Source organism: Streptomyces sp. NPDC097107 (assembly GCF_044762405.1).
Classification (GTDB): Bacteria; Actinomycetota; Actinomycetes; order Streptomycetales; family Streptomycetaceae; genus Streptomyces; species Streptomyces thinghirensis.
Genome location: NZ_JBIWEF010000002.1, coordinates 133,381 through 155,898, shown reverse-complemented (window position 1 = coordinate 155,898; position 22,518 = coordinate 133,381). Strand labels below are relative to the sequence as shown.

Annotated in this window: 20 protein-coding genes; 6 read left to right on the top strand and 14 right to left on the bottom strand. The window is 72.0% G+C overall.

The genetic code is table 11. From position 1 onward, the window contains the following. Positions 1–3 precede the first annotated feature (3 nt). Both ACIQ1J_RS04405 and ACIQ1J_RS04400 read left to right on the top strand, forming a co-directional pair. Positions 4–723 carry an ABC transporter permease gene (locus ACIQ1J_RS04405; RefSeq protein ID WP_121747941.1) on the top strand — a complete coding sequence of 240 codons (720 nt, stop codon included), beginning with the start codon at positions 4–6 and terminating at the stop codon, positions 721–723. Between the two features lie 248 nt (positions 724–971). Then, complete coding sequence (locus ACIQ1J_RS04400; protein WP_403554792.1) at positions 972–1,187, top strand: hypothetical protein; 216 nt, start codon at positions 972–974, stop codon at positions 1,185–1,187. Positions 1,188–1,419: 232 nt separating this feature from the next. On the opposite strand, the gene ACIQ1J_RS04395 is transcribed toward ACIQ1J_RS04400, so the two are convergent. The 9 genes from ACIQ1J_RS04395 to ACIQ1J_RS04355 all read right to left on the bottom strand — a co-directional run bounded on the left by ACIQ1J_RS04395 (position 1,420) and on the right by ACIQ1J_RS04355 (position 11,488). Continuing rightward, a complete protein-coding gene (locus ACIQ1J_RS04395; RefSeq protein ID WP_403554018.1) occupies positions 1,420–2,262 on the bottom strand; it encodes an HAD family hydrolase in 843 nt (280 codons plus the stop codon). Beyond that, positions 2,259–3,536, bottom strand: coding sequence for a serine--tRNA ligase (gene serS / locus ACIQ1J_RS04390; RefSeq protein WP_403554016.1), 1,278 nt, complete (start codon positions 3,534–3,536; stop codon positions 2,259–2,261). The genes ACIQ1J_RS04395 and serS overlap by 4 nt, the downstream gene beginning before the upstream one ends. A gap of 584 nt (positions 3,537–4,120) precedes the next feature. Further along, a complete protein-coding gene (gene pheA / locus ACIQ1J_RS04385) occupies positions 4,121–5,053 on the bottom strand; it encodes a prephenate dehydratase (protein WP_403554014.1) in 933 nt (310 codons plus the stop codon). Between the two features lie 80 nt (positions 5,054–5,133). Then, on the bottom strand, positions 5,134–6,453 hold the full coding sequence (efeB, locus tag ACIQ1J_RS04380) for an iron uptake transporter deferrochelatase/peroxidase subunit (RefSeq protein WP_403554012.1): 1,320 nt from the start codon (positions 6,451–6,453) through the stop codon (positions 5,134–5,136). Positions 6,454–6,461: 8 nt separating this feature from the next. Further along, positions 6,462–8,480: a copper resistance CopC/CopD family protein gene (locus ACIQ1J_RS04375; protein ID WP_403554010.1), complete on the bottom strand. Its 2,019-nt coding sequence runs from the start codon at positions 8,478–8,480 to the stop codon at positions 6,462–6,464. Between the two features lie 13 nt (positions 8,481–8,493). Then, a complete protein-coding gene (locus ACIQ1J_RS04370) occupies positions 8,494–8,973 on the bottom strand; it encodes a copper chaperone PCu(A)C (RefSeq protein ID WP_403554008.1) in 480 nt (159 codons plus the stop codon). Next, complete coding sequence (locus tag ACIQ1J_RS04365) at positions 8,970–9,620, bottom strand: SCO family protein (protein WP_210960148.1); 651 nt, start codon at positions 9,618–9,620, stop codon at positions 8,970–8,972. Before ACIQ1J_RS04365 ends, ACIQ1J_RS04370 begins: the two co-directional genes overlap by 4 nt. Before the next feature lie 131 nt (positions 9,621–9,751). Then, entirely contained in the window at positions 9,752–10,492 is a 741-nt protein-coding gene (locus ACIQ1J_RS04360; protein ID WP_403554006.1) for a YcnI family protein, read from the bottom strand. 147 nt (positions 10,493–10,639) lie between these two features. Beyond that, positions 10,640–11,488: a hypothetical protein gene (locus ACIQ1J_RS04355; RefSeq protein WP_403554005.1), complete on the bottom strand. Its 849-nt coding sequence runs from the start codon at positions 11,486–11,488 to the stop codon at positions 10,640–10,642. Between the two features lie 233 nt (positions 11,489–11,721). Here ACIQ1J_RS04355 and ACIQ1J_RS04350 point away from each other — a divergent pair, with 233 nt between their 5' ends. Further along, positions 11,722–12,186: an ATP-binding protein gene (locus ACIQ1J_RS04350; RefSeq protein WP_210960151.1), complete on the top strand. Its 465-nt coding sequence runs from the start codon at positions 11,722–11,724 to the stop codon at positions 12,184–12,186. Positions 12,187–12,243: 57 nt separating this feature from the next. On the opposite strand, the gene ACIQ1J_RS04345 is transcribed toward ACIQ1J_RS04350, so the two are convergent. Together ACIQ1J_RS04345 and ACIQ1J_RS04340 are read right to left on the bottom strand one after the other, a co-directional pair. Beyond that, complete coding sequence (locus tag ACIQ1J_RS04345; RefSeq protein ID WP_403554003.1) at positions 12,244–13,731, bottom strand: aminopeptidase P family protein; 1,488 nt, start codon at positions 13,729–13,731, stop codon at positions 12,244–12,246. A gap of 134 nt (positions 13,732–13,865) precedes the next feature. After that, a complete protein-coding gene (locus tag ACIQ1J_RS04340) occupies positions 13,866–15,353 on the bottom strand; it encodes a PP2C family protein-serine/threonine phosphatase (protein ID WP_403554001.1) in 1,488 nt (495 codons plus the stop codon). A gap of 636 nt (positions 15,354–15,989) precedes the next feature. Between ACIQ1J_RS04340 and ACIQ1J_RS04335 the strand changes: the two genes are divergently transcribed. Both ACIQ1J_RS04335 and ACIQ1J_RS04330 read left to right on the top strand, forming a co-directional pair. Continuing rightward, a complete protein-coding gene (locus tag ACIQ1J_RS04335) occupies positions 15,990–16,655 on the top strand; it encodes a bifunctional DNA primase/polymerase (RefSeq protein ID WP_403553999.1) in 666 nt (221 codons plus the stop codon). A 56-nt stretch (positions 16,656–16,711) separates the two neighbouring features. Further along, on the top strand, positions 16,712–17,542 hold the full coding sequence (locus ACIQ1J_RS04330) for a hypothetical protein (RefSeq protein ID WP_403553998.1): 831 nt from the start codon (positions 16,712–16,714) through the stop codon (positions 17,540–17,542). Between the two features lie 243 nt (positions 17,543–17,785). Here the strand turns inward: ACIQ1J_RS04330 and ACIQ1J_RS04325 are convergent, their stop codons facing one another. The 3 genes from ACIQ1J_RS04325 to ACIQ1J_RS04315 all read right to left on the bottom strand — a co-directional run bounded on the left by ACIQ1J_RS04325 (position 17,786) and on the right by ACIQ1J_RS04315 (position 20,616). Next, positions 17,786–18,757 (bottom strand): DUF5926 family protein, encoded by a 972-nt coding sequence (locus ACIQ1J_RS04325; RefSeq protein ID WP_403553996.1) that lies wholly within the window; start codon positions 18,755–18,757, stop codon positions 17,786–17,788. Positions 18,758–18,979: 222 nt separating this feature from the next. Further along, a complete protein-coding gene (locus ACIQ1J_RS04320) occupies positions 18,980–19,531 on the bottom strand; it encodes an ATP-binding protein (RefSeq protein WP_403553994.1) in 552 nt (183 codons plus the stop codon). A gap of 257 nt (positions 19,532–19,788) precedes the next feature. Further along, positions 19,789–20,616, bottom strand: coding sequence for a glycerophosphodiester phosphodiesterase (locus tag ACIQ1J_RS04315; protein ID WP_403553992.1), 828 nt, complete (start codon positions 20,614–20,616; stop codon positions 19,789–19,791). Between the two features lie 269 nt (positions 20,617–20,885). On the opposite strand from ACIQ1J_RS04315, the gene ACIQ1J_RS04310 reads away from it, so the two are divergent. Further along, complete coding sequence (locus tag ACIQ1J_RS04310; protein WP_403553990.1) at positions 20,886–22,391, top strand: trypsin-like peptidase domain-containing protein; 1,506 nt, start codon at positions 20,886–20,888, stop codon at positions 22,389–22,391. Positions 22,392–22,518 lie beyond the last annotated feature (127 nt).

Sequence of the window (22,518 nt, the reverse complement as noted above, 5' to 3'; positions counted from 1 at the left end):
AGAATGTACGACCCCACAGTCGCCAGGCTCACCTACCGAGCCCTGCTCGGCCGCCGCCGGGCCCTCATCCTGGGCGCGTTGCCCCTGCTGCTGCTCGTCATCGCCGTGGCGGTGCGCGCGCTCGCCGGCGCCGACGACCAGACGGCGGCGGACGTGCTGGGCGGATTCGCCCTCGCCACCATGGTGCCGATCATCGGTGTCATCGCCGGTACCGGAGCCATCGGCCCGGAGATCGACGACGGCTCGGTGGTGTACCTGCTGTCCAAGCCGATCAAGCGGCCGACGATCATCTTCACCAAGCTGATCGTCGCCATCGCCGTGACGATGGTCTTCTCCGCCGTGCCCACCCTGCTCGCCGGTCTGATTCTCAACGGCAACGGTCAGCAGGTCGCCGTCGCCTACACCATCGCCGCGCTGGTCGCCTCCATCGCCTACGCCGCGTTGTTCCTGCTGCTGGGCACGGTGTCCCGGCACGCGGTGGTCTTCGGGCTCGTCTACGCCCTCGTCTGGGAAGCCCTGTTCGGCTCCCTGGTGCCCGGCGCCCGGACCCTGAGCGTCCAGCAGTGGTCGCTGGCGGTGGCGCAGAAGGTCGCCGACGGAAACCTGGTGACCTCCGACGTCGGCCTGCCGACCGCGACGGTTCTGCTGGCCGGGGTCACCGTGCTCGCGACCTGGTACGCGGGCCAGAAGCTGCGGACGCTGAAGCTCGCCGGGGAGGAGTGACCGGGCCCCGGCCCTGACGGGGCCTTCACCCCGGCCCGGGCACACTGGGCCGAGGAAGGCACGGGGGAGACACGGGGGACGCAGGGCTGGGAGGAACCGGGATGACGGGCCAGACACCTCAGCCGGACGGCCGCGGACAGCCGGAGGACGGCGCGGGGACCGCCGCCGGGCACGGCATCACGGACGGCGCCGGTGACGACACCTGCGACGGGACCACGGACGGTGTCGGTGACGCCGCCGGGCACGGCATCACGGACGGCGCCGGTGGTGACACCTGGGACGGGCTCGTCCTGGACGAGGACTTCGTACGCGACGCCGGTACCTCCGAGCCGTCGGCCCGCTCCCGGATGCTCGCCGCCCGCTGGCGCGATGAGAAGCCGGAGCCGCAGCCGTGGCGCTCCGACGAGCCGCCCGCCGGATGGTTCTTCAGCAAGGGCCGCCGTCGCAGGTGGCACCGGCGATAAGGCGCGTACGTCCGCTTTTAATCGGTGGCGCCCGGCTTTCCATACCGGCACTGTGGTGCACGAGGCCGGACGGCGCCGGTGAATCGGGCGGCCGCTTCGAGCACGCGAGACGCCTCGCGTGGGCCGACCGACGGGGATGCCGGCGCCGTCCGAACCGTGCGCCCGGTGCCCCCGGCCTCAGAGACCGGGGGATGCGACCTGGTCTCAGAGACCGGGAGCCTCGGGGCCGAAGTCAGACCGCCAGCCGCTCGAGCACCACCGCGATACCGTCCTCGTCGTTGGACGACGTCACCTCGTCGGCCACCGCCTTCAGCTCCTCGTGGGCGTTGGCCATCGCCACACCCCGGGCGGCCCAGCCGAACATCGGGACGTCGTTGGGCATGTCGCCGAACGCGATCGTGTCCGCGGCCCTCAGCCCCAGCCGACGCGCCGCCAGCGACAGCCCGGTGGCCTTGGACAGGCCGAGGGGGAGCAGCTCGACGATGCCCGCGCCCGCCATGGTCACCGTGACGAAGCCGCCCGCGGTGTGCCGGGCAGCCTCGGCCAGCTCGTCGTCCGACAGGGTCGGATGCTGGATGTAGATCTTGTTCAGCGGCGCCGACCACAGGTCCGAGGCGTCGGTGAACGGCACCGCGGGCAGGTCGCCCCCGACCGCGTAGCCCGGGCCGACCAGGACGTCGCCGTCCAGACCGTCACGGCTCGCGGCCAGGTACAGCGGGCCGGTCTCCGCCTCGATCTTGGCCAGTGCCACCCCGGCCAGCTGCCGGTCCAGCGTGACCGAGGTCAGCAGCCGGTGTTCCCCGGCGTGGTAGACCTGACCGCCCTGACCGCAGACGGCCAGCCCGTCGTACCCGAGGTCGTCGAGGATGTGCCGGGTCCACGGGACCGCGCGGCCGGTGACCACGATGTGGGCCGCGCCCGCCGCGGTGGCCGCGGTGAGCGCGTCGCGGGTGCGTCGCGAGATCGTGTCGTCACCGCGCAGCAGCGTGCCGTCGAGATCGGTCGCGATCAGCCGGTACGGGAACCCCCCGGCCGAACCGGTGCCGGGACCCGTGGCGGAGCCGGTGTCAGTCACTTGGCCACCGGCTCCAGGACCTCCCGGCCGCCCAGGTACGGGCGCAGCACCTCGGGCACGTGCACCGAACCGTCGGCCTGCTGGTGGTTCTCCAGGATCGCCACGATCGTGCGCGGTACGGCGCACAGCGTGCCGTTGAGCGTCGCCAGCGGGCGCACCTTCTTGTCCTCACGGACCCGGATCGACAGCCGGCGCGACTGGAACTCGGTGCAGTCCGAGGTCGAGGTCAGCTCGCGGTACTTGCCCTGGGTCGGGATCCACGCCTCGCAGTCGTACTTGCGCGCGGCCGAGGAACCCAGGTCGGCCGAGGCGACGTCGATGACCCGGAACGGCAGCTCCAGCGACGTCAGCCACTGCTTCTCCCACTCCAGCAGGCGCTCGTGCTCGGCCTGCGAGTCCTCGGGGAGGACGTAGGAGAACATCTCAACCTTGTCGAACTGGTGCACGCGGAAGATGCCCCGCGTGTCCTTGCCGTGCGAGCCCGCCTCGCGGCGGAAGCAGGGTGAGAAGCCGGCGTAGCGCAGCGGCAGGCGGTCGGCGTCGAGGATCTCGTCCATGTGGTACGCGGCGAGCGGCACCTCGGACGTGCCGACCAGGTACAGGTCGTCCTTGTCGAGGTGGTAGACGTCCTGGGCGGCCTGGCCGAGGAAGCCGGTGCCTGCCATGGACTGCGGGCGGACCAGCGCCGGAGTCAGCATCGGCGTGAAGCCGGCCGCCGTGGCCTGGGCGATCGCCGCGTTGACCAGGGCGAGTTCCAGGAGCGCGCCGACGCCGGTCAGGAAGTAGAAACGCGAGCCGGAGACCTTGGCGCCGCGCTCGACGTCGATGGCGCCGAGCAGCTGGCCCAGCTCCAGGTGGTCCCGGGGCTCGAAGCCCTCGGCCGCGAAGTCTCGGTGCGTGCCGTGCGTCTCCAGCGTGACGAAGTCTTCCTCGCCACCGACGGGCACGTCGGGGTGGACGAGGTTGCTGAGTCGCTGGAGCAGCTTCTGGGTCTCGGCGTCGGCTGCGTCGCGCTCGGCGTCGGCCGCCTTGACGTCGGCGGCGAGTCCGCTCGCCCGCTTCAGCAGTTCGGCCTTCTCGTCTCCGGAGGCCTTGCCGATGAGCTTGCCGAGGCTTTTCTGCTCGGCGCGCAGCTCGTCGAAGCGGACGCCGGACGACCTGCGCCGTTCGTCGGCGGACAGGAGGGAGTCGACGAGCGCGACATCCTCTCCACGGGCGCGCTGCGACGCGCGCACACGGTCGGGGTCCTCACGGAGCAGGCGAAGGTCAATCACGCGGTCAAGGCTACCGGTGTGCGGACACGGGTCTCGACTCACTATTGCCGAACGCGGGCCGAGCGTTCCGCTACGCGGGAATTGCGGCATATGTGGTTCTTGTAAGTACGTGGTTCACGCGTGTCGGTGAAAGGCGTCCCATTCCCCGGAACGAAGCGGTCGACGAGCGGCGGGTTGACCGGATTTCCCTGTGGGGAACGGGACTTGAGGCCTACCGCGCGCTCGTCTGTCCACAGGAATCCCCCAGCCCGGAAAAGTTATCCACAGGCTGTGCGAAAGATCTGTGGACTCGCGGAGTTGATCATTCCCAATTCCTGAGATGAGCCACCCAAACCCTTCCCGCTCCCACTTTTGAGTGGAAACGGGACGTTCGGTGTCACTCCGGAGGATGGCGGGCGAGAAACGGGTGGACGAAGGGTGACCTGGGCGCCTGTGGATGAAGTGGGGGGCTGTAGGAGGATTTGTCGACTGAGTGCCACTTCGTTGTCGACTTGTCCCCAGGTCGAGAAGCGGACCTGTGGATAACTCGGAGTGCTCCTGTGGACGACGAAAATCAGCAGGTAGGACTGGCCGGTTCCGTGACGTCAGAAACGGCCGTCCTGGCAGCGCGCCACCCAGTCCGCCGCCGCCACGAAGTCCTCGTCGGAGGTGCCCCGCCGCAGCGCGTCCACGTCCGCCGGCTCGACCTCCGCCCGCGGGTACGACCCGAGGTAGCGCACCTGGAGACAGGTCCGCTTCAGGCCCATGAGGGCATCGGCCACCCGACGGTCGGAGATGTGCCCCTCGGCGTCGATGCAGAAGCAGTAGTTGCCGATGCCGGCACCGGTGGGCCGGGACTGCAGCAGCATCAGGTTGACGCCCCGGGTGGCGAACTCGCTCAGCAGGTCGCGCAGGCCGCCGGGGTGGTCGTCGCGCTGCCAGAGCACGACGGACGTCTTGTCCGCGCCGGTCGGTGCCGCGGGCCTGGCGGGCCGACCGACCAGCACGAAGCGCGTCTGCGCGTTCTCCGCGTCGTGGATGTCGGCCTCCAGGACCTGCAGGCCGTAGCGGGCCGCGGCGAACTCGCCGGCGAATGCCGCGTCGTAACGGCCCTCCTGCACCAGGCGGGCGCCGTCGGCGTTGGAGGCGGCCGACTCCCAGGCGACCTCCGGGAGGTGCGCCTTGATCCAATTGCGTACCTGGGGCTGGGCCGCCGGGTGTGCGGTGACCGTCTTGATGTCCGACAGCTGGGTGCCTGGGCGGACCAGCAGCGCGAACGTGATGGACAGCAGCACCTCGCGGTAGATCATCAGTGGCTGGCCGGCGACCAGCTCGTCGAGGGTGGTGGTGATGCCGCCCTCCACGGAGTTCTCGATCGGCACGAACGCGGCCTCGGCCTCGCCGGTGCGGACCGCGTCGAGCGCGGACTGGACGGAGACGTAGGGGACCAGCTCCCGGGTCGCCGTCTCCGGAAGTGTGCGCAGAGCGACTTCGGTGAAGGTTCCTTCGGGGCCGAGATACGCGTAACTGGCTGGCATGACCTCACCCTAATAGGCCCCGGAAGACCGGGCTCACGCGTCTCGCGCAACCCGCTCTTCGAGGTGGTTCCCGGCCGGTTTCACCCCTCCAGCAGCCGCTGTCCCACGTACTCTCCCTCCGCCGCCCCGCCCGGCACCGCGAACAGACCGCTCGCCTCGTGCCGGATGAACCGCGAGAGCGCGTCACCCCGGTCCAGCTTGCGCTGGACCGGAACGAAGCCGCGCAGCGGATCGGCCTGCCAGCAGATGAAGAGCAGTCCCGCGTCGGGGACGCCGTCCGCGTCGAAGCCGTCGTGGTACGAGAAGGGGCGGCGGACCATGGCCGCGCCGCCGTTCTGGTCGGGGCGGGTGATGCGGGCGTGGGCATTGATCGGGACGATCAGGTTCCCGGCCTGGTCCGTCTTCTCCAGGTCCATCTCGGTCGTCTCGCCGCCTCCGGACAGCGGGGCCCCGTCGGACTTGCGGCGCCCGATGACATGCTCCTGAGCCTTGACCGGAAGCTTCTCCCAGTCGTCGAGGAGCATGCGGATGCGGCGTACGACGGCGTAGGAGCCGTTCGTCATCCATGCCTGCTCGTTCTTCTCGGGCCCCTCGGGAACGAAGATCCGCTGGTCGAAGTCGACGTCAGCGGGCTTCGGGTTGCGTGTGCCGTCGACCTGGCCCATGAGATTGCGGGCCGTCATCGGCTGGGCGGTGGCGCCCGGTGAGCGGTTGAAGCCGTTCATCTGCCAGCGGACGCGGGCGGCCGACCCGGCGTCCTGCTGGATCGCACGCAGGGCGTGGAAGGCGACCAGGGCGTCGTCGGCGCCGATCTGCACCCACAGATCGCCGTTGCTGCGGTTCTTGTCGAGGTGGTCGGAGGAGAAGTCGGGCAGCGGGTCGAGAGCTACCGGGCGGCGCTCTGCCAGGCCGGTCCGGCCGAAGAAGCTGTGCCCGAAGCCGAAGGTGACGGTCAGCGAGGAGGGCCCCGCGTCCCGGGCCACGCCCGTGTCACGGCTACCGGCGGGCTCCCCCGCCATCAGCCGCCGGGCGGTCTCGGACCAGCGGCGCAGCAGCGCGGCGGCCTCTCGGCGGCCGGCGCCCGCCACCAGGTCGAACGCGACGAGATGCCCGCAGGCCTGCATCGGGGTGGTGATGCCGGGCTGATGTTTCCCGTGAAACATCACCTCCTCGTCGCCCAGCGAGGTGAGTGGCGTGGCCGAGGAGGGCGCGGCGGCGTAACCCGCGGCGCCGCCGGCCGCGCCGAGTACGAGCCCGGTGGCGCCTGCGGTGCCGAGCAGCCGCCGCCGCGAGACGCCCTGGCGCGCGGTGGTGTTCTCGGAGTCGAGCGGCCCGGGTCCGCCGGGCGCGCCGCGGGTCGCCTCGGGGGTACGGGCCTCCGGGATGGACTGGTCAGCCATGGTGCGGTTCAGCCGATCTGCGCGTTCTTCGAGACGGTCACCTGGTCGATGTCGGAGGTCCGGACGGTCACGGCGACCTCCCAGTCCCCGGCGATCGGGATCTGCACCCCGCTCGCCGACCAGTGTCCGGTGGTGATGTGGTCGGGGACGACGGGGAGCGGCCCGATGTCCTTGGCCTTCTGGGTGAAGGCGACCTTCACTTCGGGGATGTCGAAGGCTTTGCCGTCCGGGCGTTCGACGTAGAGGTGCATGTCGTTGGCGCCCACCCGGGCGGGGTCGAGCTCGACCCGTACGACTCCCTTGCCGTTCTGGCCGCCGGTGTCGAAGGGCATGTCCAGGGTGACCGCACCGGAGGAGCGGCCGGTCGTGGCGGCGGAGGACGGGTTGGCGGCCTTGGCCTCCTCCTCGGTCCGGCCGGGCTCGGTCTGGGTCAGGACGGTGGTGACGGCGAGCAGGACGACGGCGATGCCCGCCTCGGCGAGCACGGAGCGGCGCAGTCCGAAGCGGTGGGGGTCGGCGTCTCGTTGCCGTTTCTGCCGGGCGGCGTCCACGGCCGCGCGCTGCCGGGCGAGCTGGGCGTCGCGCCGGGAGGTACCGGAGCCCTTCGCGGCTCCGGCCCCGGAACCCTGTCCGGAAGTCTTCGCTGCCCCGGCCCCCTTCGCTGCCCCGGGCACCTTCTCGGCGGCCTTCGCCTTCTCGGCGGACCTGGCCTTCGCTGCGGTTTCCGCCTCCGCGGTCTTACGGCCGTCGGACGCCCCGACCTGCTCTTTCTCCCGCTGGCGGGCGATGGCCGGCACCGCCTCCGCCAGCTGTGCCGTCCACCGGCGCGAGAGGTAGGCGATGCCGACCAGCACCGCCACGAGTCCGATCTTGACGAGGAGCAGCTGCCCGTACCGGGTGTCGGTGAAGGCCGTCCAGGAGCCGAGCTGGCGCCAGGACTGGTAGGTGCCGGTCACCACCAGCGCGATCACGCTGCCGAAGGCGAGGCGAGAGAACCGCCGTACGGCAGAGGCGGCGACGGGCGTGTCCGCGGGTGCTCGGTACAGGGCGACGAGCAGGGCGGTGAGCCCGCCGAGCCAGGTGGCGACGGCGAGCAGGTGAACGATGTCGACGGGCATGGCGATACCGGCCTGGAGGCCGACCGAGGCGTGCTCGGACATCGCCCAGGTCGCCGCGAGTCCGGACGCCACCACGGCTCCGCCGACCGCGAGCCCGAAGGTGCCGTCCCGTTTCTCCTCGTCCTCCCGCTTGTCGTAGGCGCCGAAGAGCACGGCGACGAAGAGCGCGGCGGCCGCGAGCAGCAGCAGCCGGGAGACCAGCGCGGCGCCGGTCTTGGTCTGCAGCGCCTCGCCGAGCAGGTTCAGGTCGAAGACGTCGCCGAGCTTCCCGGAACCGGTGTAGGAGCCGCGCAGCAGGAGCAGTACGAGGGTGGCGGAGGTCAGCGCGAGCCATCCGGAGACCACGAGCCGCTGCACGGCCCGGACGCCGGAGCCGCGCGGCCAGCAGGCGAGGACGAAGGCGGCGCCGCCCACCAGCACGGTGAATCCGGCGTACGACACGTACCGTCCGAGGCCGTACAGCCAGCCGACGGCCCCGCCGCCCGCCTCCGTGCCGTTGACGGAGACGGATGTCTCGGACGGGGCGCCGATGGAGAAGGTGTAGGCACCGGCGACGGGATGGCTGTCGGCGGAGACGACCTGGTAGGTCACCGTGTACGTGCCGTCGGGCAGCCCCGCGTGCAGTTTCACGGTGTACGTCGTGCCGCCCGTGCCGGACGGCCTGCCGTCGTCGACGCGCTCGCCCCTGGGGTCGAGGACGCGCAGCGAGTCGTCGTCCATGGAGACCGACTCGGAGAAGGTGAGCGACACCTGGGCCGGAGCCTTGTCGACCACCGTCCCCTGCCCGGGGTCGCTGCCGGTCAGTGCGGCGTGCGCGGAGGCCGGCCCGGCGCCGGCGAGCAGCGCGCAGGCCGCGGCCAGGAGCAGCAGCACCAGGGTCCGGACGCGCGGGGCGATGGTCTGCGTCAAGGTGGTCCCTCCCTCAGTGTCCGGAGTGTCCGGCGGTGGGCTGGTAAGTGGCCGCCTTCACGGGCAGCTTGACCGTGACGGGACCGGAGTGGGCGAAGTGCAGTTCGACGGAGACCGTCTGTCCCTGCTTGAGCTGCTGCTTCAGCTTCTCGAACATCAGGTGGTTGCCGCCGCTCTTGAACACGAGTCGGCCGTGGGCGGGGACCGGGAGGCGGTCGACCTCCTTCATCGTCCCGTCGACGGTCTCGTGGACGGTGACGTCACCGGCCTCGCTGGTGACGGAGGTCAGCTCGTCCTCGGCGTCGCCCTTGTTGGTGATGGTGAGGAAGCCCGCCGCCATCGAGTCGGACACCGGCTGCGGTATGTAGGCGGCGCCGACGGAGAGTTCGGCACCGGCGGCCGAGGAGTCGGAGCCGGAGTCCGAGTCGCCGCAGCCCGCGAGGACCAGGGCGCCGATCACCGTCACGGCGGCGAGGGTGGGACGGCCTCTCACGGGTTCTCCCCCTTGACGAGCTCGGGGAGGTCCTTGGTGTAGTCCTCGACGGTGGCGTCCTCGCCGTAGAGGACGTAGCCGGCGTCGGACTTCGGGGAGAAGGCGACGACCTGGGTGCCGTGCGTCGAGACGACCTTGCCGTCCTTGTCCTTGGTCGGTGGGTCGATGGAGATGCCCAGGGTGCGGGCGCCGGCCTGGATGGTGTCGAACTCGCCGGTCAGACCGACGATCCGCGGGTCGATGCCCTTGAGCCACTTGCCGAGCGCGGCCGGGGTGTCGCGCTCCGGGTCGGTGGTGACGAACACGATCTGGAGCTTGTCCTGCTCGGCCTGGGACAGCTGCTTCTTGGCCACGGCGACGTTGTTCATGGTCAGGGGGCAGACGTCGGGGCAGTGGGTGTAGCCGAAGTAGATCAAGGTGGGTTTGCCGGCGGTCCGCTCGCGGAGGTCGTACTCCTTGCCCTGGGTGTCGGTGAGGACCAGGTCGGGCTTCTCGAACGGCTTGTCGAGGACGGTGGCGGCCTGCTGGCCGGCGTCCTCGGAGACCACGGCGACGGGCGCGTCGCTGTCGGCGCCGCTGCCGCAGGCGGTCAGGGTCAGGGAGGCGGCGGCGAGCAGTGCGGCCGCGGCGAACGTCTTCTTGCGCATAGAAAAATGTCCCAGATGTGAGGTGCTCCGAAGCGCGCCGGGGGTCCGTCGGACCGACGGAGGGTGCCCGGCGCGCACCGGACGAGAGGATGCGGCGGCGTCGCTACGCCGCCGCACCGGCACGGGCGTTGCTACGCCGACGCACCGGAGTCGCGCCGACGTCCGGCCAGCACGCCGTACGCGACGCCCGCGGCGCCGACGACGATGCCGACGATGCCGAGGACACGGGCGGTGGTGTCGCTGCCGTCACCGGAGTCGGACGAGGCGGCGGTGTTCTGCGCGGCCGCCTCGGTGTCGTCCTCGGCCTTCGCGCCCGACGATCCGTGGGCGTCGTCCTCGGCGGCGGCCAGCTCCAGCACGGGCGCCGGGTGGTCGGGCTCCTCCTGGCCCTCCTGCGGCACCTCGATCCAGCGCACGACCTCCTTGTTGTCGTACGTCTGGATCGCCTTGAACGCCAGCTCGTCGGCGTCCTCGGGCAGAGCGCCGAGGGAGACCGGGAACTTCTGGAAGTAGCCGGGCTCGATCCCCTTGCCGTCGGCGGTCCAGGTCACCTTGCTGACGACCTCGGTGATCTGCTTCCCGTGTGACTCCAGCGGCTTGGCAGGCTTGGTCTTGGTGACCACTGCCTTCCAGCCGGGGACCGGCTGCGGCATCACGGACGCCAGCGGGTGGTCGGTGGGGAAGTTGACCTCCAGCTTGGTGGTGGAGGCGTTGTCGCGTTCGTTGGGGACCTTGAAGCCGACGACCGCGTAGCCGCCCTTGGCGGCCGTGCCCTCCGCCTGCACGCTGACGTGTGCGAAAGCGGGCGCGGACAGGGCGAGGACGGCGATGCCGGAGACGGCGCCGACGGCGGCGATACGAGAGACCTTCATGGACGGATCACTCCGCTTCGAGTGGGTCACCGGTGTGGGCCGGTGACGGGTGACGGGAGGGATGCGCGCAACGCGCGCGTGCCGCACGACGGCGGCCCCTCCGCACGGCGGCCGATGAGGCCGAAGCGGGGTGGTGGTCGCGTCGTGTCAGGCGGCGAGGGCCAACGCGTCGCTCGGCGGACCGCGCCTGATCACCGTGTGCTGGAGTGCGGTGGTGCGGGGCCGGGGCGGCGCCAACCGAGCGGTGTGCGGCAGGCGCGGGCCCGTCCCGGGGAGGCCGGCGAGCCCGGCGTGCAGGGCGTGGACCAGGGAGAGCGCCGCGCGCAGTGCGCGTACGAGCGCGGCCTCGGCCACCGAGTGGGCCGAGTGCGCCGACAGTTCGACGAGCCGGGCCAGGGCCAGGTCGCCGCGCCGCAGCAGCCAGCCGGCGGCGAGGGCCGCGAGGACGTGGCCGAGCAGCATCGGCAGGGACGGCAGCAGCGAGGCCGGGGAGCCGGCGGTGGACAGAGCGTCGGCGGGGTGGTGCCCCGCGCCGGCGCGGACGTCCGGGGCGATCCGCGCGTCGGTGAGGATGCGCTGGGCCTGGGCCGGGCTGAGTGCCGCCGCGGTGGTCCCGCACACCAGCCGTGCGGCCTGCTGGACCAGTGACGCGTCGGACAGCGCGCCCGGCCCGCCGGTGGACACGGCGGTCGTACCGGACGCCGTGACCGCGGTGGCACCGTGCTGGCCGAGACCGAACAGGGTGTGCAGCGCGGTCTGTCCGACGGTGAGCAGCACCGCGATGCCGGGCAGCGAGCGTTCGCGTCCGGCGAGGGGCGCGGCGACCACGACCGCCCCGAGGAATCCCGCGCCCAGCGACCACAGCGGAACACTGGCGCAGGAGGCGAGGGTGTGCCCCGCCGCGGCCAGCACGACGCAGACCGCGGCGAACACCGCGGCCCGCAGGATCCGGAGATCGTTTCCGGAGCGCGCCGTTGGCGGGTGGGGGGCAGTCATGGCGGCCTCATCATCGCACTGGCACCCCTCGCGCCGTACGGCAGGTCCACAAGATGCCGTACGACCGGAAGAGCGCCGGAAGATCACTCTCTGGTGCGAGCCGTCCCACATACACCGATCGGCGGCATGTACGCATCCGCCGTATGGGCGGTCTCACGCGGACTCCGCGCTTACGCCCGGCCACGGGGGGCAATACGTAACGGTATGTCGAGCCGCGGCCGGGAGGCTGGAGCATGAGCATCTGGTGGTCACTCCATTTGCGGCGCGAGGCTGCGAGCGTGCCCCTGGCCCGCCGCCTGCTGATCGGCACCATGGAGACCGCGGGCGTCGACCCCGACATCTCCTTCGACCTCTCCGTCGCGCTGAGCGAGGCCTGCGCGAACGCCGTGGAGCACGGTGGGGACCACGCACCCGACGGTTCCTCGGAGGCGTACCGCGTCACGGCCTACCTCGACGGCGAACTGTGCCGCATCGAGGTCGCCGACACGGGCCCGGGGTTCCCCGCGTCCGCTCCGGGCCGACCGGGGGCAGTGGCCCGCCCGGTCTCCGACGACGCCGAGGACGGCCGCGGCCTGTGTCTCATCCGGGAACTCGCCGACCACGTCCACATCGGCAGCACGCCGGGCCGGTCCGGGGCCGTGGTGAGCTTCGACAAGATCCTCAAGTGGCGTGAGGGCACTCCGCTGGTGGCGGTCTGACGGCAGGCACGTCGATGGCCGGGTACCTCGTGCGGTACCCGGCCGTCTCATCGTGGATCAGCCCTTCAGCGCGGCCATCCACTCCTCGACCTCGTCCGACCGGCGCGGCAGTCCGGCGGACAGGTTCCGGTTGCCGTCCGCGGTGACGAGGATGTCGTCCTCGATGCGGACGCCGATGCCCCGGTACTCCTCGGGCACGGTCAGGTCGTCGGCCTGGAAGTACAGGCCCGGCTCGACGGTGAGCACCATGCCGGGCTCCAGCGTGCCGTCGACGTAGGACTCGACGCGCGCGGCGGCGCAGTCGTGGACGTCCATGCCGAGCATGTGGCCGGTGCCGTGCAGCGTCCAGCGGCGCTGCAGGCCCAGCTCCAGCACCCGCTCGACGGGGCCCTCGACCAGGCCCCACTCGACGAGCCGCTCGGCCAGCACGCGCTGGGACGCGTCGTGGAAGTCGCGGTACTTGCCGCCCGGCTGCACCGCCGCGATGCCGGCCTCCTGGGCGTCGTACACGGCGTCGTAGATCTTCTTCTGCAGCTCGCTGTAGCGGCCGTTGATCGGCAGCGTGCGCGTGACGTCCGCGGTGTAGTAGGTGTGCGTCTCCACGCCCGCGTCGAGCAGCAGCAGGTCGCCGGAGCGGACCGGGCCGTCGTTGCGCACCCAGTGCAGGGTGCAGGCGTGCGGGCCCGCGGCGCAGATCGAGCCGTAGCCGACGTCGTTGCCCTCCACGCGTGCGCGGAGGAAGAAGGTGCCCTCGATGTAGCGCTCGGACGTCGCCTCGGCCTTGTCGAGGACCTTCACGACGTCCTCGAAGCCGCGCACGGTGGAGTCGACGGCCTTCTGCAGCTCGCCGATCTCGAACTCGTCCTTGACCAGGCGGGCCTCGGAGAGGAAGACGCGCAGTTCCTCGTCGCGCTCGGCGGTGACCTTGTCGGTCAGGGCCGCCTCGACGCCGGCGTCGAAGCCGCGCACGACGCGCACCGGGCCGGTGGCCTCGCGCAGGCGGGCGGCCAGCTCGCGCACGTCGGAGGCGGGGATGCCGTAGCGCTTCTCCGCCTCGGTGAGGGAGTGGCGGCGGCCGACCCACAGCTCGCCCTGGCCGTCGAGCCAGAACTCGCCGTTCTCGCGGTCCGAGCGCGGCAGGAGGTAGATCGTCGCGGTGTGGCCGTCACCCTCGGGCTCCATGACCAGGACGCCGTCCTCGGTCTGGTTGCCGGTGAGGTAGGCGTACTCGACCGAGGCGCGGAAGGAGTACTCCGTGTCGTTCGAGCGGGTCTTCAGATTGCCCGCGGGGATCACCAGGCGCTCGCCGGGGAAGCGGGCGGACAGCGCGGCGCGCCGGGCGGCGGTCTCGGCGGCCTGGGCGATCGGCTCCAGGTCGCGCAGCTCCGTGTCGGCCCAGCCGGACTTCATGTTCTCGGCCAGCTCGTCGGACACGCCCGGGTACAGGCCGTTCTTGCGCTGCTTGATCGAATCCTCGGTCTCGTTCTCCGGGCCCGCTGCGTCAGCAGCAGGATCGGATACTGCCGGGGTGAGCTCCTCCGACACGGTCATCCTCCTTGATACGGCACTGGACCACCCCCCATCGTACGGACGTACGGAAGGGGGCCCAGGGCCGTAGGGCCTGTTACATGGAGGCACTACCGTCCGTTATGTGTGGCGTGCGGGGGGTCAGTGCCCCGCTATTCGAACCGGACCGCCAGCAGGACGACGTCCTCCTCCGAGTCCGCGTCGGCCTTCCCGTCCGGCAGCACCGTGCGCAGGACGTGCTCCGCGACGGCGGCCGGGTCGTGGCGCTCGGCCCGGGGGATGCCGGCCGCCGCCGATTTCAGCCGGGCGAAGGCTCGGTCGGCCGGGGCGCCGGTGCGGTGCAGCAGTCCGTCGGTGTACAGCAGAACCGTCTCTCCCGGTTCGGCCTGGAACTCCACGCTCGGCGCCTCCCAGCAGGCGAGCATGCCGAGCGGCGCGGAGACGGACGTCTCGACGAACTCCGTGCGCCGCTCCCCGATCAGCAGCGGCGGGCTGTGCCCGGCGCCGGCCAGCGTGATCCGGCGCAGCGCGGGCTCGCAGTAGCCGAACAGGGCGGTGGCCGAGCGGGCGGGCTCGGTGAGGCGCAGCAGCAGCTCCAGGTCGGACAGCACGGCGACGGGGTCCTCACCCTCCATCACGGCGTACGCCCGCAGGGAGGCGCGCAGCCGGCCCATCGCGGCGACCGCGCTGGGCCCGGACCCGGTGACGGACCCGACGGCGAGACCGAGCGCGGCGTCCGGCAGCGGCAGGGCGTCGTACCAGTCGCCGCCCCCACGCGGGCCGGTGCGGTGTCGGGCGGCGAGTTGCACGCCGGGCACCCGCGGCAGGCGGGAGGGCAGCAGCTCCTCGGCCATCGTCGCCATGCGCGCGCGCGTGCGCTCGACCTCCAGCAGGCGGGCCAGGTGCTGGGCGGCGTACCGGGCGTAGCGGCCGGCGAGATGGCGTTGCCGCTCACCGGGTTCGGCGGGCTCGTCGTACAGCCATACGGCGGCACCGAGGCGGCCGGTGGCCCCGGTGGCCCCGGTGGCCCCGGTGGCCCCGGTGGCCCCGGTGTCCTCGGTGTCTTCGGTGGACAGGGGAAGCGCGTAGCTGGCGGTGTAGCCGAGGCGGGCGGCGACCTCGCGGTGGCGGGGGTCGAGGTTCTTCTCGGCGAGCAGGTCGGGCTCGGCGATCCCGTCCGCGCCGACCGGCAACCCGTCCAGAATCCGCCCGTAGGACAGGGCACTTCGGGGGACGGTCTCGATATGGCCGAGGTCGGCGCGGGTCAGCCCGAGGCCGACGGTGGTGTGCGGGCCGAGTCCGTCGGCCGGTTCCAGGACGACGAGACCACGCCGGGCGCCCACCAGGGCGGCTCCGGCGCGCAGTACTTCCTGGAGGCCCTCGGAGAGGGAGTCCGTACGGACCAGGCGCTCGGTCAGCTCGTGCAGGGTCGTCAGGTCCGACACCCAGCCGGCCAGCCGGTCCTGGAGCAGGGCGCCGGGGGCACAGGGGGCTCCTGGCGCCGCCGTGGCCTCTGCGGCGTCCGTGGCGTTCGGCGCGGTGGCCGGGGAGGCGCCCGGGGCTGCGGGCGCGACAGTGTGTGCCGGGGACGGAACCGTCGAATCGATTCCGGCCACTTTCGCGGGGTGCGGGGCGTTCATGGCGTCCGGCCTTCCGACCGGCGCTTACTGCTCAAAAGCATCGCGAACCCCCATGTCATTCTGCGCCGCTAGCAGTGTCTCCACATGTACACGCACTCGTAAGGGGATGTCCAGCATTGTCCTGCTGGTATTCCTGGTGTCCGTGAGGTGCGAGTGCCCTCCTTCCCGACCTCTTGCGGAAATTCGAGATTGGCTTGAAACTTCCCCAGGGGACGCCTTGTTGCGGTCGACTGAGGGTGCTTTACGGAGCGTCACAGCGGTCGTGATGGGTACGTACTCGGAGAAGGCCAGGGGTGGTTGGGGGCCACCTGGAACCTGGCGGCGGACCCGGGCGTCCTATCCACCGACGACCGTGCCCCATCCTCCCGTGGCGGAGGCGGAGAGAAATACGCGGGACGGTAAACGCCAGACTTCGCCACCCCCGCGCCAGGCCCATGCTTTGACCGACGCAGTGTGGACGGAACCGCCGCGGACGCAGTCAGTGCTCGACCCACAGGGGTTTCCCTTGCCCTTGGCAGCGATGACCTGCTTGGCAGGGGTGTGATGCGCCACCAGCTACGCACAGCGAAGAGATCGACACATGGTGTGATGTGACCACAGTGTTGCCAGGCGTGCAACGGAAAGGAACGAGCGCTCATGCGCGAGATCCTCGGAAGGCGACGCAGGCTCTTGTCCCAGCACGACGACGGACAGCCTGAGCTGATCGGCGCGGCCCTGACCTATGCGACGCAATGGCAGTGGCCCGTACTCCCGGGCGTGGCAGCGGACCCGCGGGCGCGGTCGCGCTGCCGCTGCCCGGACCCGGAGTGCACGGTGCCCGGCGCGCACCCCTTCGACCCCGGCCTCCTCGCCGCCACCACGGACGGGCGCATGGTGCGCTGGTGGTGGACCAACCGCCCCACCGCGCCGATCGTCCTGGCCACCGGGGGCATCGCCCCGTGTGCCGTCTCCCTGCCCGCCCTGCCGGCCGCCCACGCCCTTGCCGCGCTCGACCGCGCGGGCCTGCGGCTCGGCCCGGTCGTGGCTTCGCCCACCCGCTGGGCGCTGCTGGTCAAGCCGTACTCGATGGAGCAGCTGGGCGAGCTGCTCTACGCCAAGGACTTCGTCCCCGGCTCACTGCGCTTCCACAGCGAGGGCGGCTATCTCGCGCTGCCCCCGTCGGAGACCGGTGGCGGCACCGTCCGGTGGGAGCGGGCGCCGCTGCCCGGTTCCGCCTCACCCTGGGTGCCCGACGTGGAGGCCGTGGTGGACGCCGTGGTCGACGCCCTCACTCGTACGGGTGTGAGCGCGCCCGAGTTGTAGGGGTGTCCGGCGTGCGCGGAAGTCCGCGCACGCCTGTGGTCGTTATCGTCCGCCCCATGCCGCTTCATGCTGGGGAGCACCGTGCCGCCGGGTCGCACCGTGCCGCCGGGTCGCACCGCGCCGCCAGGACGCACCGCGCCGCCGGGCCGGACCGCGCAGGGCCACGCCGCAGGGGCCCGGACCCCCGGCGGGTCCGTCTGTACGGGCTCGCCGGTGCCGTGGTGTGCGCGGTCGTGCTGCCGTTCGCCGTGGCGTCCGCGGGGCCCCCGGGCGGCGGGGGCGGGGAGAACCCTCCGGCCGTCCGCCTCCTCTCGCAGGACGGGGAGGGGGACGGGGGGAGGGACGGGGTCGGGGTCGGGGACGGAAAGGCACCCGAAGGAGCCGGCCGCGCCCCGGCCGCGGCTGCCCGGTCCCCGCTGCCCCCCGGCCCGGCCACCGCCGTGCGCTGTGGCCCCGAACTCACCTCGCCCGAGGGTGTCGAGGCGCAGACCTGCGTCGTGACGCAGGGGACGGAGACCTGGGCACGCACCTACTACCGCAACGCGACCGGCGACCCGCTCGAATCCGTGCTGAGCCTCATGGGACCTGACGGACGCAGCGTGCGGACGCGCTGCGCGGTGGGGGCCGAGGACGCTCCGGGCGCCTGCGAGACGCCCAGGGAACGCATCCGGGGCGAGCCGACGGCGTACACCGCGGTCGCGGAGTTCGCGGTACGGGCCGGGTACGGGCCACTGCTGCTGCGCACCGGCAGCAACCGTAGTGACGGGAGCGACGAGAGCGGCGGCAGTGGCGGGAGCGGTGACGGCAACGGAGGCGCCGGGAGCGATGGAGCCGTTGGGCACAGCGGTGACGGGACGAGCAACTCACCTGCGGGAACGGGGAGTTGACGGGCGACTGCGGTGCGTGCGCGACCGGGCGCATGGAAAGACCCGGTTGCTGGCGACGGGGGATGCACCAGCAACCGGGCTACTCGAACGGTAACAAGAGATCGGCGGTTAGCAAATTCGATCTCTTGTTTTCCGGTCACCGACTGGCCTGTCTCCGCCGGGAGTTGTGACCGGAGTCACGCCTTCCCGGACGGGAGCCCCGGCTGACCGGTCGGTCAGCCGGGCCGGCCCTGCGGCTGTGCGTCAGCTGAGCGTCACCTGTCGGTTGGTCAGGCCGCCGCGGGCCCGGCGCTCGTCGGGGGTGAGCGGGGCGTCGGTGGCTAGGGCCTCGGCGAGGCGCTCGGCGAACTCGGCCGCCGGCTTCTCCGTGTCCTGCGCGCTGATCTCGCTCGGCAGGTCCCACACCGGGACGGTGAGCCCGTGAGCGCGGAAGGAGCCGACCAGGCGGGTGCCCTCGCCGAGGGACGACCGGCCTGCGGCGTGCAGCCGGGCAAGAGCGTCCAGAAGCCGCTCCTCCTCGTGCGGCATGACCCAGCGCAGGTGGTTCTTCTCCGGCGTCTCGCACCAGTAGGCGGCGTCCACGCCGTGGAGCCGGACGGTCGGGATGGCGGCGGCGTTGGCCCGCTCCAGGGAGGCGGTCACCTCCGGCGTGGCGTTCTCCGGGTCCGGGACCCAGAACTCGAAGCCCTCGTGCACGTCCGGCTCGAACGCCCCCTCGGGCGCGAGCAGGTCCTGCAGCCGGGGGCCGTCGGCCGGCGCGCGGCGGCCCTGCACCGGAGTACCCGGTGCGGCCGTCAGTGCCCGCTGGAGGGTGTCGGCGAGGTCGCGGCTGATGTCGCCCGACGCCGTGTCGTTCTGCAGGCCGAGCAGGACCGAGCCGTCGTCGCGGCGCAGGGCCGGCCAGGCCATCGGGAGCACCGTGGCCAGGGTGACCGAGGGGACCCCGTCGGGCAGGCCGTCCTTCAGTGTCAGCCCGACCGTGGCCGCCGGCACCAGCTCGCGCAGGGCCACCCAGTCGCACTCGCCGGGCAGCCCCTCGAACGGACGCTGTACGAGCTCGGTCGTGGCCTGTGCGGCGGCCCGGCCGTGGCAGGCCTTGTAGCGGCGGCCGCTGCCGCAGGGGCAGGGCTCGCGGGCGCCGACGACCGGGAAGTTCCCGTCAGCGCCGGTGGGCTGCGGGCGCTTGGCCTTCGTCTGGGGTCGCTTCTTGGCCATCGTGGGTGTCTCCCGGTTGCGGCTCATCTCGTACGGCGCGAGCCTAGCCGTTCACAACCTGGCCGACGTGACCCTGTGGACAACGAGCTTCCCGTGGACAACCGCCCCGGGTTCTCGCTACGGCTTCCCTCCGCCGCCCTCCGGCTTCTCCGCGCGCTCACCCCGGCCGGGCCGGCGTGCCCACTCGCCGGGCCGACGCGCGCGCCCACTCGCCGGGCCCGGTCAGCCCAGGTCCTCGAAGACCTCCGCGAAGTCCAGGCCGGGGATCTCCGACACCGCCGGTGCCGTGATCCGGGTGGCGAAGTCGTCGCGCCGGTGCCCGGCGTCCGGGTCGTGCACGTCGTCCTGGACGACGACCCACACCGTGACCTCACCGCGCGCGTCGTCCCGTACGCCCCAGTCGTCGGCGAGCGCGGTGATGATGTTCAGCCCCCGGCCGCCGTGTGCGGTGACAGAAGGGGTCGCCGGGGCCGGGCGGGTCGGTCCGCCGCCGTCCGTGACCTCCACGACGAGCCGGCCGCCCACGTCCACCTGCCACGCGGCGCGCACGTCGCCGTCACCGGCCAGGGCGTCGCCCAGCGGACGGCCGTGTTTGCACGCGTTGCTCAAGAGTTCGGAAAGGACCAGTACGGCGTCGTCGATGACCGATTCCGCGACACCGCCGCTGCGCAACTGCTCCCGCATCCGGTGCCTTGCTTTCCCCACGCCCGCAGGACCATGAGGAACGGCCATGCTCGACGACGTGGGCACCTCCTGTGCCACCACCAACGCCACCCCCGAGACCTCCTTCGCCCCACGCCACGGTGTGGATGCCCTTCTGGCCTGAACCGGAAACCGGCCGGTCCCCGCCCAGTGACGCATTCGACACGGTCGAACACCTACCGAACGCGCCGGAGCACTCCCCGTAACCGCGTGGCTGGATTTCGTCGGTGTGGCCGAGACCGGAGAATGCGGAAACGGGCCGTCGGGTCAAGACTTCCGGACGAATCAGGGGTAGGGGCGGGGTGAAGGCGGCACGAGGCGCGGGCGAATCAGCGGTCCAGGTGGTCCAGTACCGCGCGCGGCCGGTTGGTGATGATGGCGTCGACGCCCAGGTCGGCGCAGAGATCCACGTCCGCGGTCGCGTTCACGGTCCACACGTGCACCTGGTGACCGGCCCGCTTCAGGCGTTCGATGTAGGAGGGGTGGTTCCGCACGATCCGGATCGAGGGGCCCGCGATCCGGACACCCGCGGGCAGCCGCCCGTCCCGCAGCCGGGGCGAGACGAACTGCATCAGATGGACGGTCGGCAGGGTCGGCGACGCGGCCCGGACCCGGTGCAGCGAGCGGGCGGAGAAACTCATCACACGCACCGGGGACTCGGCGGCCGAGGCCGGGGCGTCGAGTCCGAAGCGCTTCAGGAGCACCAGCAGCCGCTCCTCCACCTGCCCCGCCCAGCGCGTGGGGTGCTTGGTCTCGATGGCCAGCTCCACCCGCCGCCCCGCGTCGGACACCAGCTGGAGCAGCCGCTCCAGGGTCAGGACGGAGGTCTCCTCCCGGTCCTCGGGCCGGTGCTCCCAGTCGGGCTGCTCGTCGCGCGTCCGCCAGAACTCCCGGGTCCTGCGGGCGCCGAAGTCCAGCGCGGCCAGATCGGCCAGCTCCAGCGCCGACACCGCGCCGCGACCGTTGGACGTACGGTTGACGCGCCAGTCGTGGACGCAGACGAGATGACCGTCGGCGGTCAGGCGCACATCGCACTCGAGGGCGTCCGCCCCGTCCTCGATCGCCTTCCGGTACGCGGCCAGGGTGTGCTCGGGTGCCTCCTCGGAGGCTCCCCGGTGGGCGACGACCTGGATCCGGTGCTGTCGTGCGTGAGTCACCGCGTCATGGTGCCACCGCGGGCGGGTGGACGTGCCATCGGAGTCATCGACAACATGCCCGTTTAGTCTTGGATGACCCATGTAAAGGTCGGTCGTGAACCCACAGCAACCGCTTATGGTGCTCTGACGGCCCATGGGAAAAGCTGATGGCATACGAAAACACTGCACATCTGCGTCGCGCCGGACCGTGGAGCGCCGCGTGAGCGTCGCTGAGCGCGACCAGTGTGACCAGTGCGACCGACAACAGCCGTGGAACGAGGAGAGAAGCTGTGAGCACCGAGAACGAGGGCACCGCGGTACCCCCGGCCCCGTCCGCGCCTCCCGTGCCGGTGGAATCTCCCGCAGCCCCCGCCCAGCCGGCCGTGCCGCGCCCGGAACAGCCGCCCTCCCACGCACCCGCGGGACCGCGACCGCTCGACGGCTTCGGGCAGGCCGCCGCTCCCACCGACGCCCCGCACCAGGCCGCCCCGCAGGACCCCGGCGCCGCCCACGGTCCGCATGCCGCCCACGGCCCGGCGGCGCCCCAGGGGTACTCCGCCCCCGACGCCTCCTGGCCGCCGCCTCCACCGCCGGGCACCCCGTCGTACGGCAGCGGAGGCGGTGACGGATCCGGCGGCGGCTGGGGCTCCTCGTACCAGCCGCCCGCGCCGAAGCCGGGCCGCGGACGTGGCGGCGTGGTCGCCGCGCTCCTGGTCGCCGCGCTGGTCGCGGGCGGTCTGGGCGGCGGCCTCGGCTACACCCTGGCCAAGAACAACGACGAGTCCGGCTCCACGACGGTCTCCGCCTCCGACACCGGCGGCTCCGTCAAGCGTGACGCGGGCACGGTCGCCGGCGTGGCCGCCAAGGCGCTGCCCAGCACGGTCACCATCCAGGCGGAGGGCAGCAACGGCGAGGGCGGGACCGGCACCGGGTTCGTCTTCGACAAGCAGGGCCACATCGTCACCAACAACCACGTGGTGGCGGAGGCGGTCGACGGCGGCAGGCTCAGCGCGACCTTCCCCAGCGGCAAGAAGTACGCCGCCGAGGTGGTCGGCCACGCCCAGGGCTACGACGTGGCGGTCATCAAGCTGGAGAACGCCCCCTCGGACCTGAAGCCGCTGGCCCTCGGCGACTCCGACAAGGTCGCCGTCGGGGACTCCACGATCGCCATCGGCGCCCCCTTCGGGCTGTCCGACACGGTGACCACGGGCATCATCAGCGCCAAGAACCGCCCCGTGGCCTCCAGCGACGGCAGCGCCAGCAGCAAGGCGTCCTACATGAGCGCCCTGCAGACCGACGCGTCGATCAACCCGGGCAACTCCGGCGGTCCGCTGCTGGACGCGCAGGGCAACGTCATCGGGATCAACTCCGCGATCCAGTCCACGGGCAACGGCGGCTTCGGCACCGGCCAGGCCGGCTCGATCGGCCTGGGCTTCGCCATCCCCATCAACCAGGCCGAGTTCGTCGCCAAGCAGCTGATCAAGACCGGCAAGCCGGTGTACGCGAAGATCGGCGCCTCCGTCTCCTTGGAGGAGACGACGAACGGCGCCAAGCTCACCGAGCAGGGGGCGGGCGGTTCCGAGCCGGTCGAGCAGGGCGGCCCCGCCGCCGACGCGGGCCTCAAGCCCGGTGACGTCATCACCAAGCTCGACGACCGCGTGATCGACAGCGGCCCGACCCTGATCGGCGAGATCTGGACCCACAAGCCCGGCGACAAGGTCACGGTCACCTACGAGCGCGGCGGCAAGGAGCGCACGACCGAGCTCACCCTGGGCTCCAAGATCGGCGACGACTGACCCACGCACCCTCGCGCCGACCCGCTACCCTGGTCCCGCGCCGTCGATCACGAACGGCGCGGGGTGGGTTGCCCGAGCGGCCTAAGGGAACGGTCTTGAAAAACGTGAGGACGTGAACCCGGTTCCC

Coding starts and splice junctions, on each gene's coding strand:
- ACIQ1J_RS04405 (WP_121747941.1), top strand. CDS start 4: ATGTACGACCCCACAGTCGCCAGGCTCACCTACCGAGCCCTGCTCGGC.
- pheA (WP_403554014.1), bottom strand. CDS start 5,053: ATGCCAGCCAGTTACGCGTATCTCGGCCCCGAAGGAACCTTCACCGAA.
- efeB (WP_403554012.1), bottom strand. CDS start 6,453: ATGGCTGACCAGTCCATCCCGGAGGCCCGTACCCCCGAGGCGACCCGC.
- ACIQ1J_RS04365 (WP_210960148.1), bottom strand. CDS start 9,620: ATGCGCAAGAAGACGTTCGCCGCGGCCGCACTGCTCGCCGCCGCCTCC.
- ACIQ1J_RS04360 (WP_403554006.1), bottom strand. CDS start 10,492: ATGAAGGTCTCTCGTATCGCCGCCGTCGGCGCCGTCTCCGGCATCGCC.
- ACIQ1J_RS04355 (WP_403554005.1), bottom strand. CDS start 11,488: ATGACTGCCCCCCACCCGCCAACGGCGCGCTCCGGAAACGATCTCCGG.
- ACIQ1J_RS04350 (WP_210960151.1), top strand. CDS start 11,722: ATGAGCATCTGGTGGTCACTCCATTTGCGGCGCGAGGCTGCGAGCGTG.
- ACIQ1J_RS04340 (WP_403554001.1), bottom strand. CDS start 15,353: ATGAACGCCCCGCACCCCGCGAAAGTGGCCGGAATCGATTCGACGGTT.
- ACIQ1J_RS04335 (WP_403553999.1), top strand. CDS start 15,990: ATGCGCGAGATCCTCGGAAGGCGACGCAGGCTCTTGTCCCAGCACGAC.
- ACIQ1J_RS04330 (WP_403553998.1), top strand. CDS start 16,712: ATGCCGCTTCATGCTGGGGAGCACCGTGCCGCCGGGTCGCACCGTGCC.
- ACIQ1J_RS04325 (WP_403553996.1), bottom strand. CDS start 18,757: ATGGCCAAGAAGCGACCCCAGACGAAGGCCAAGCGCCCGCAGCCCACC.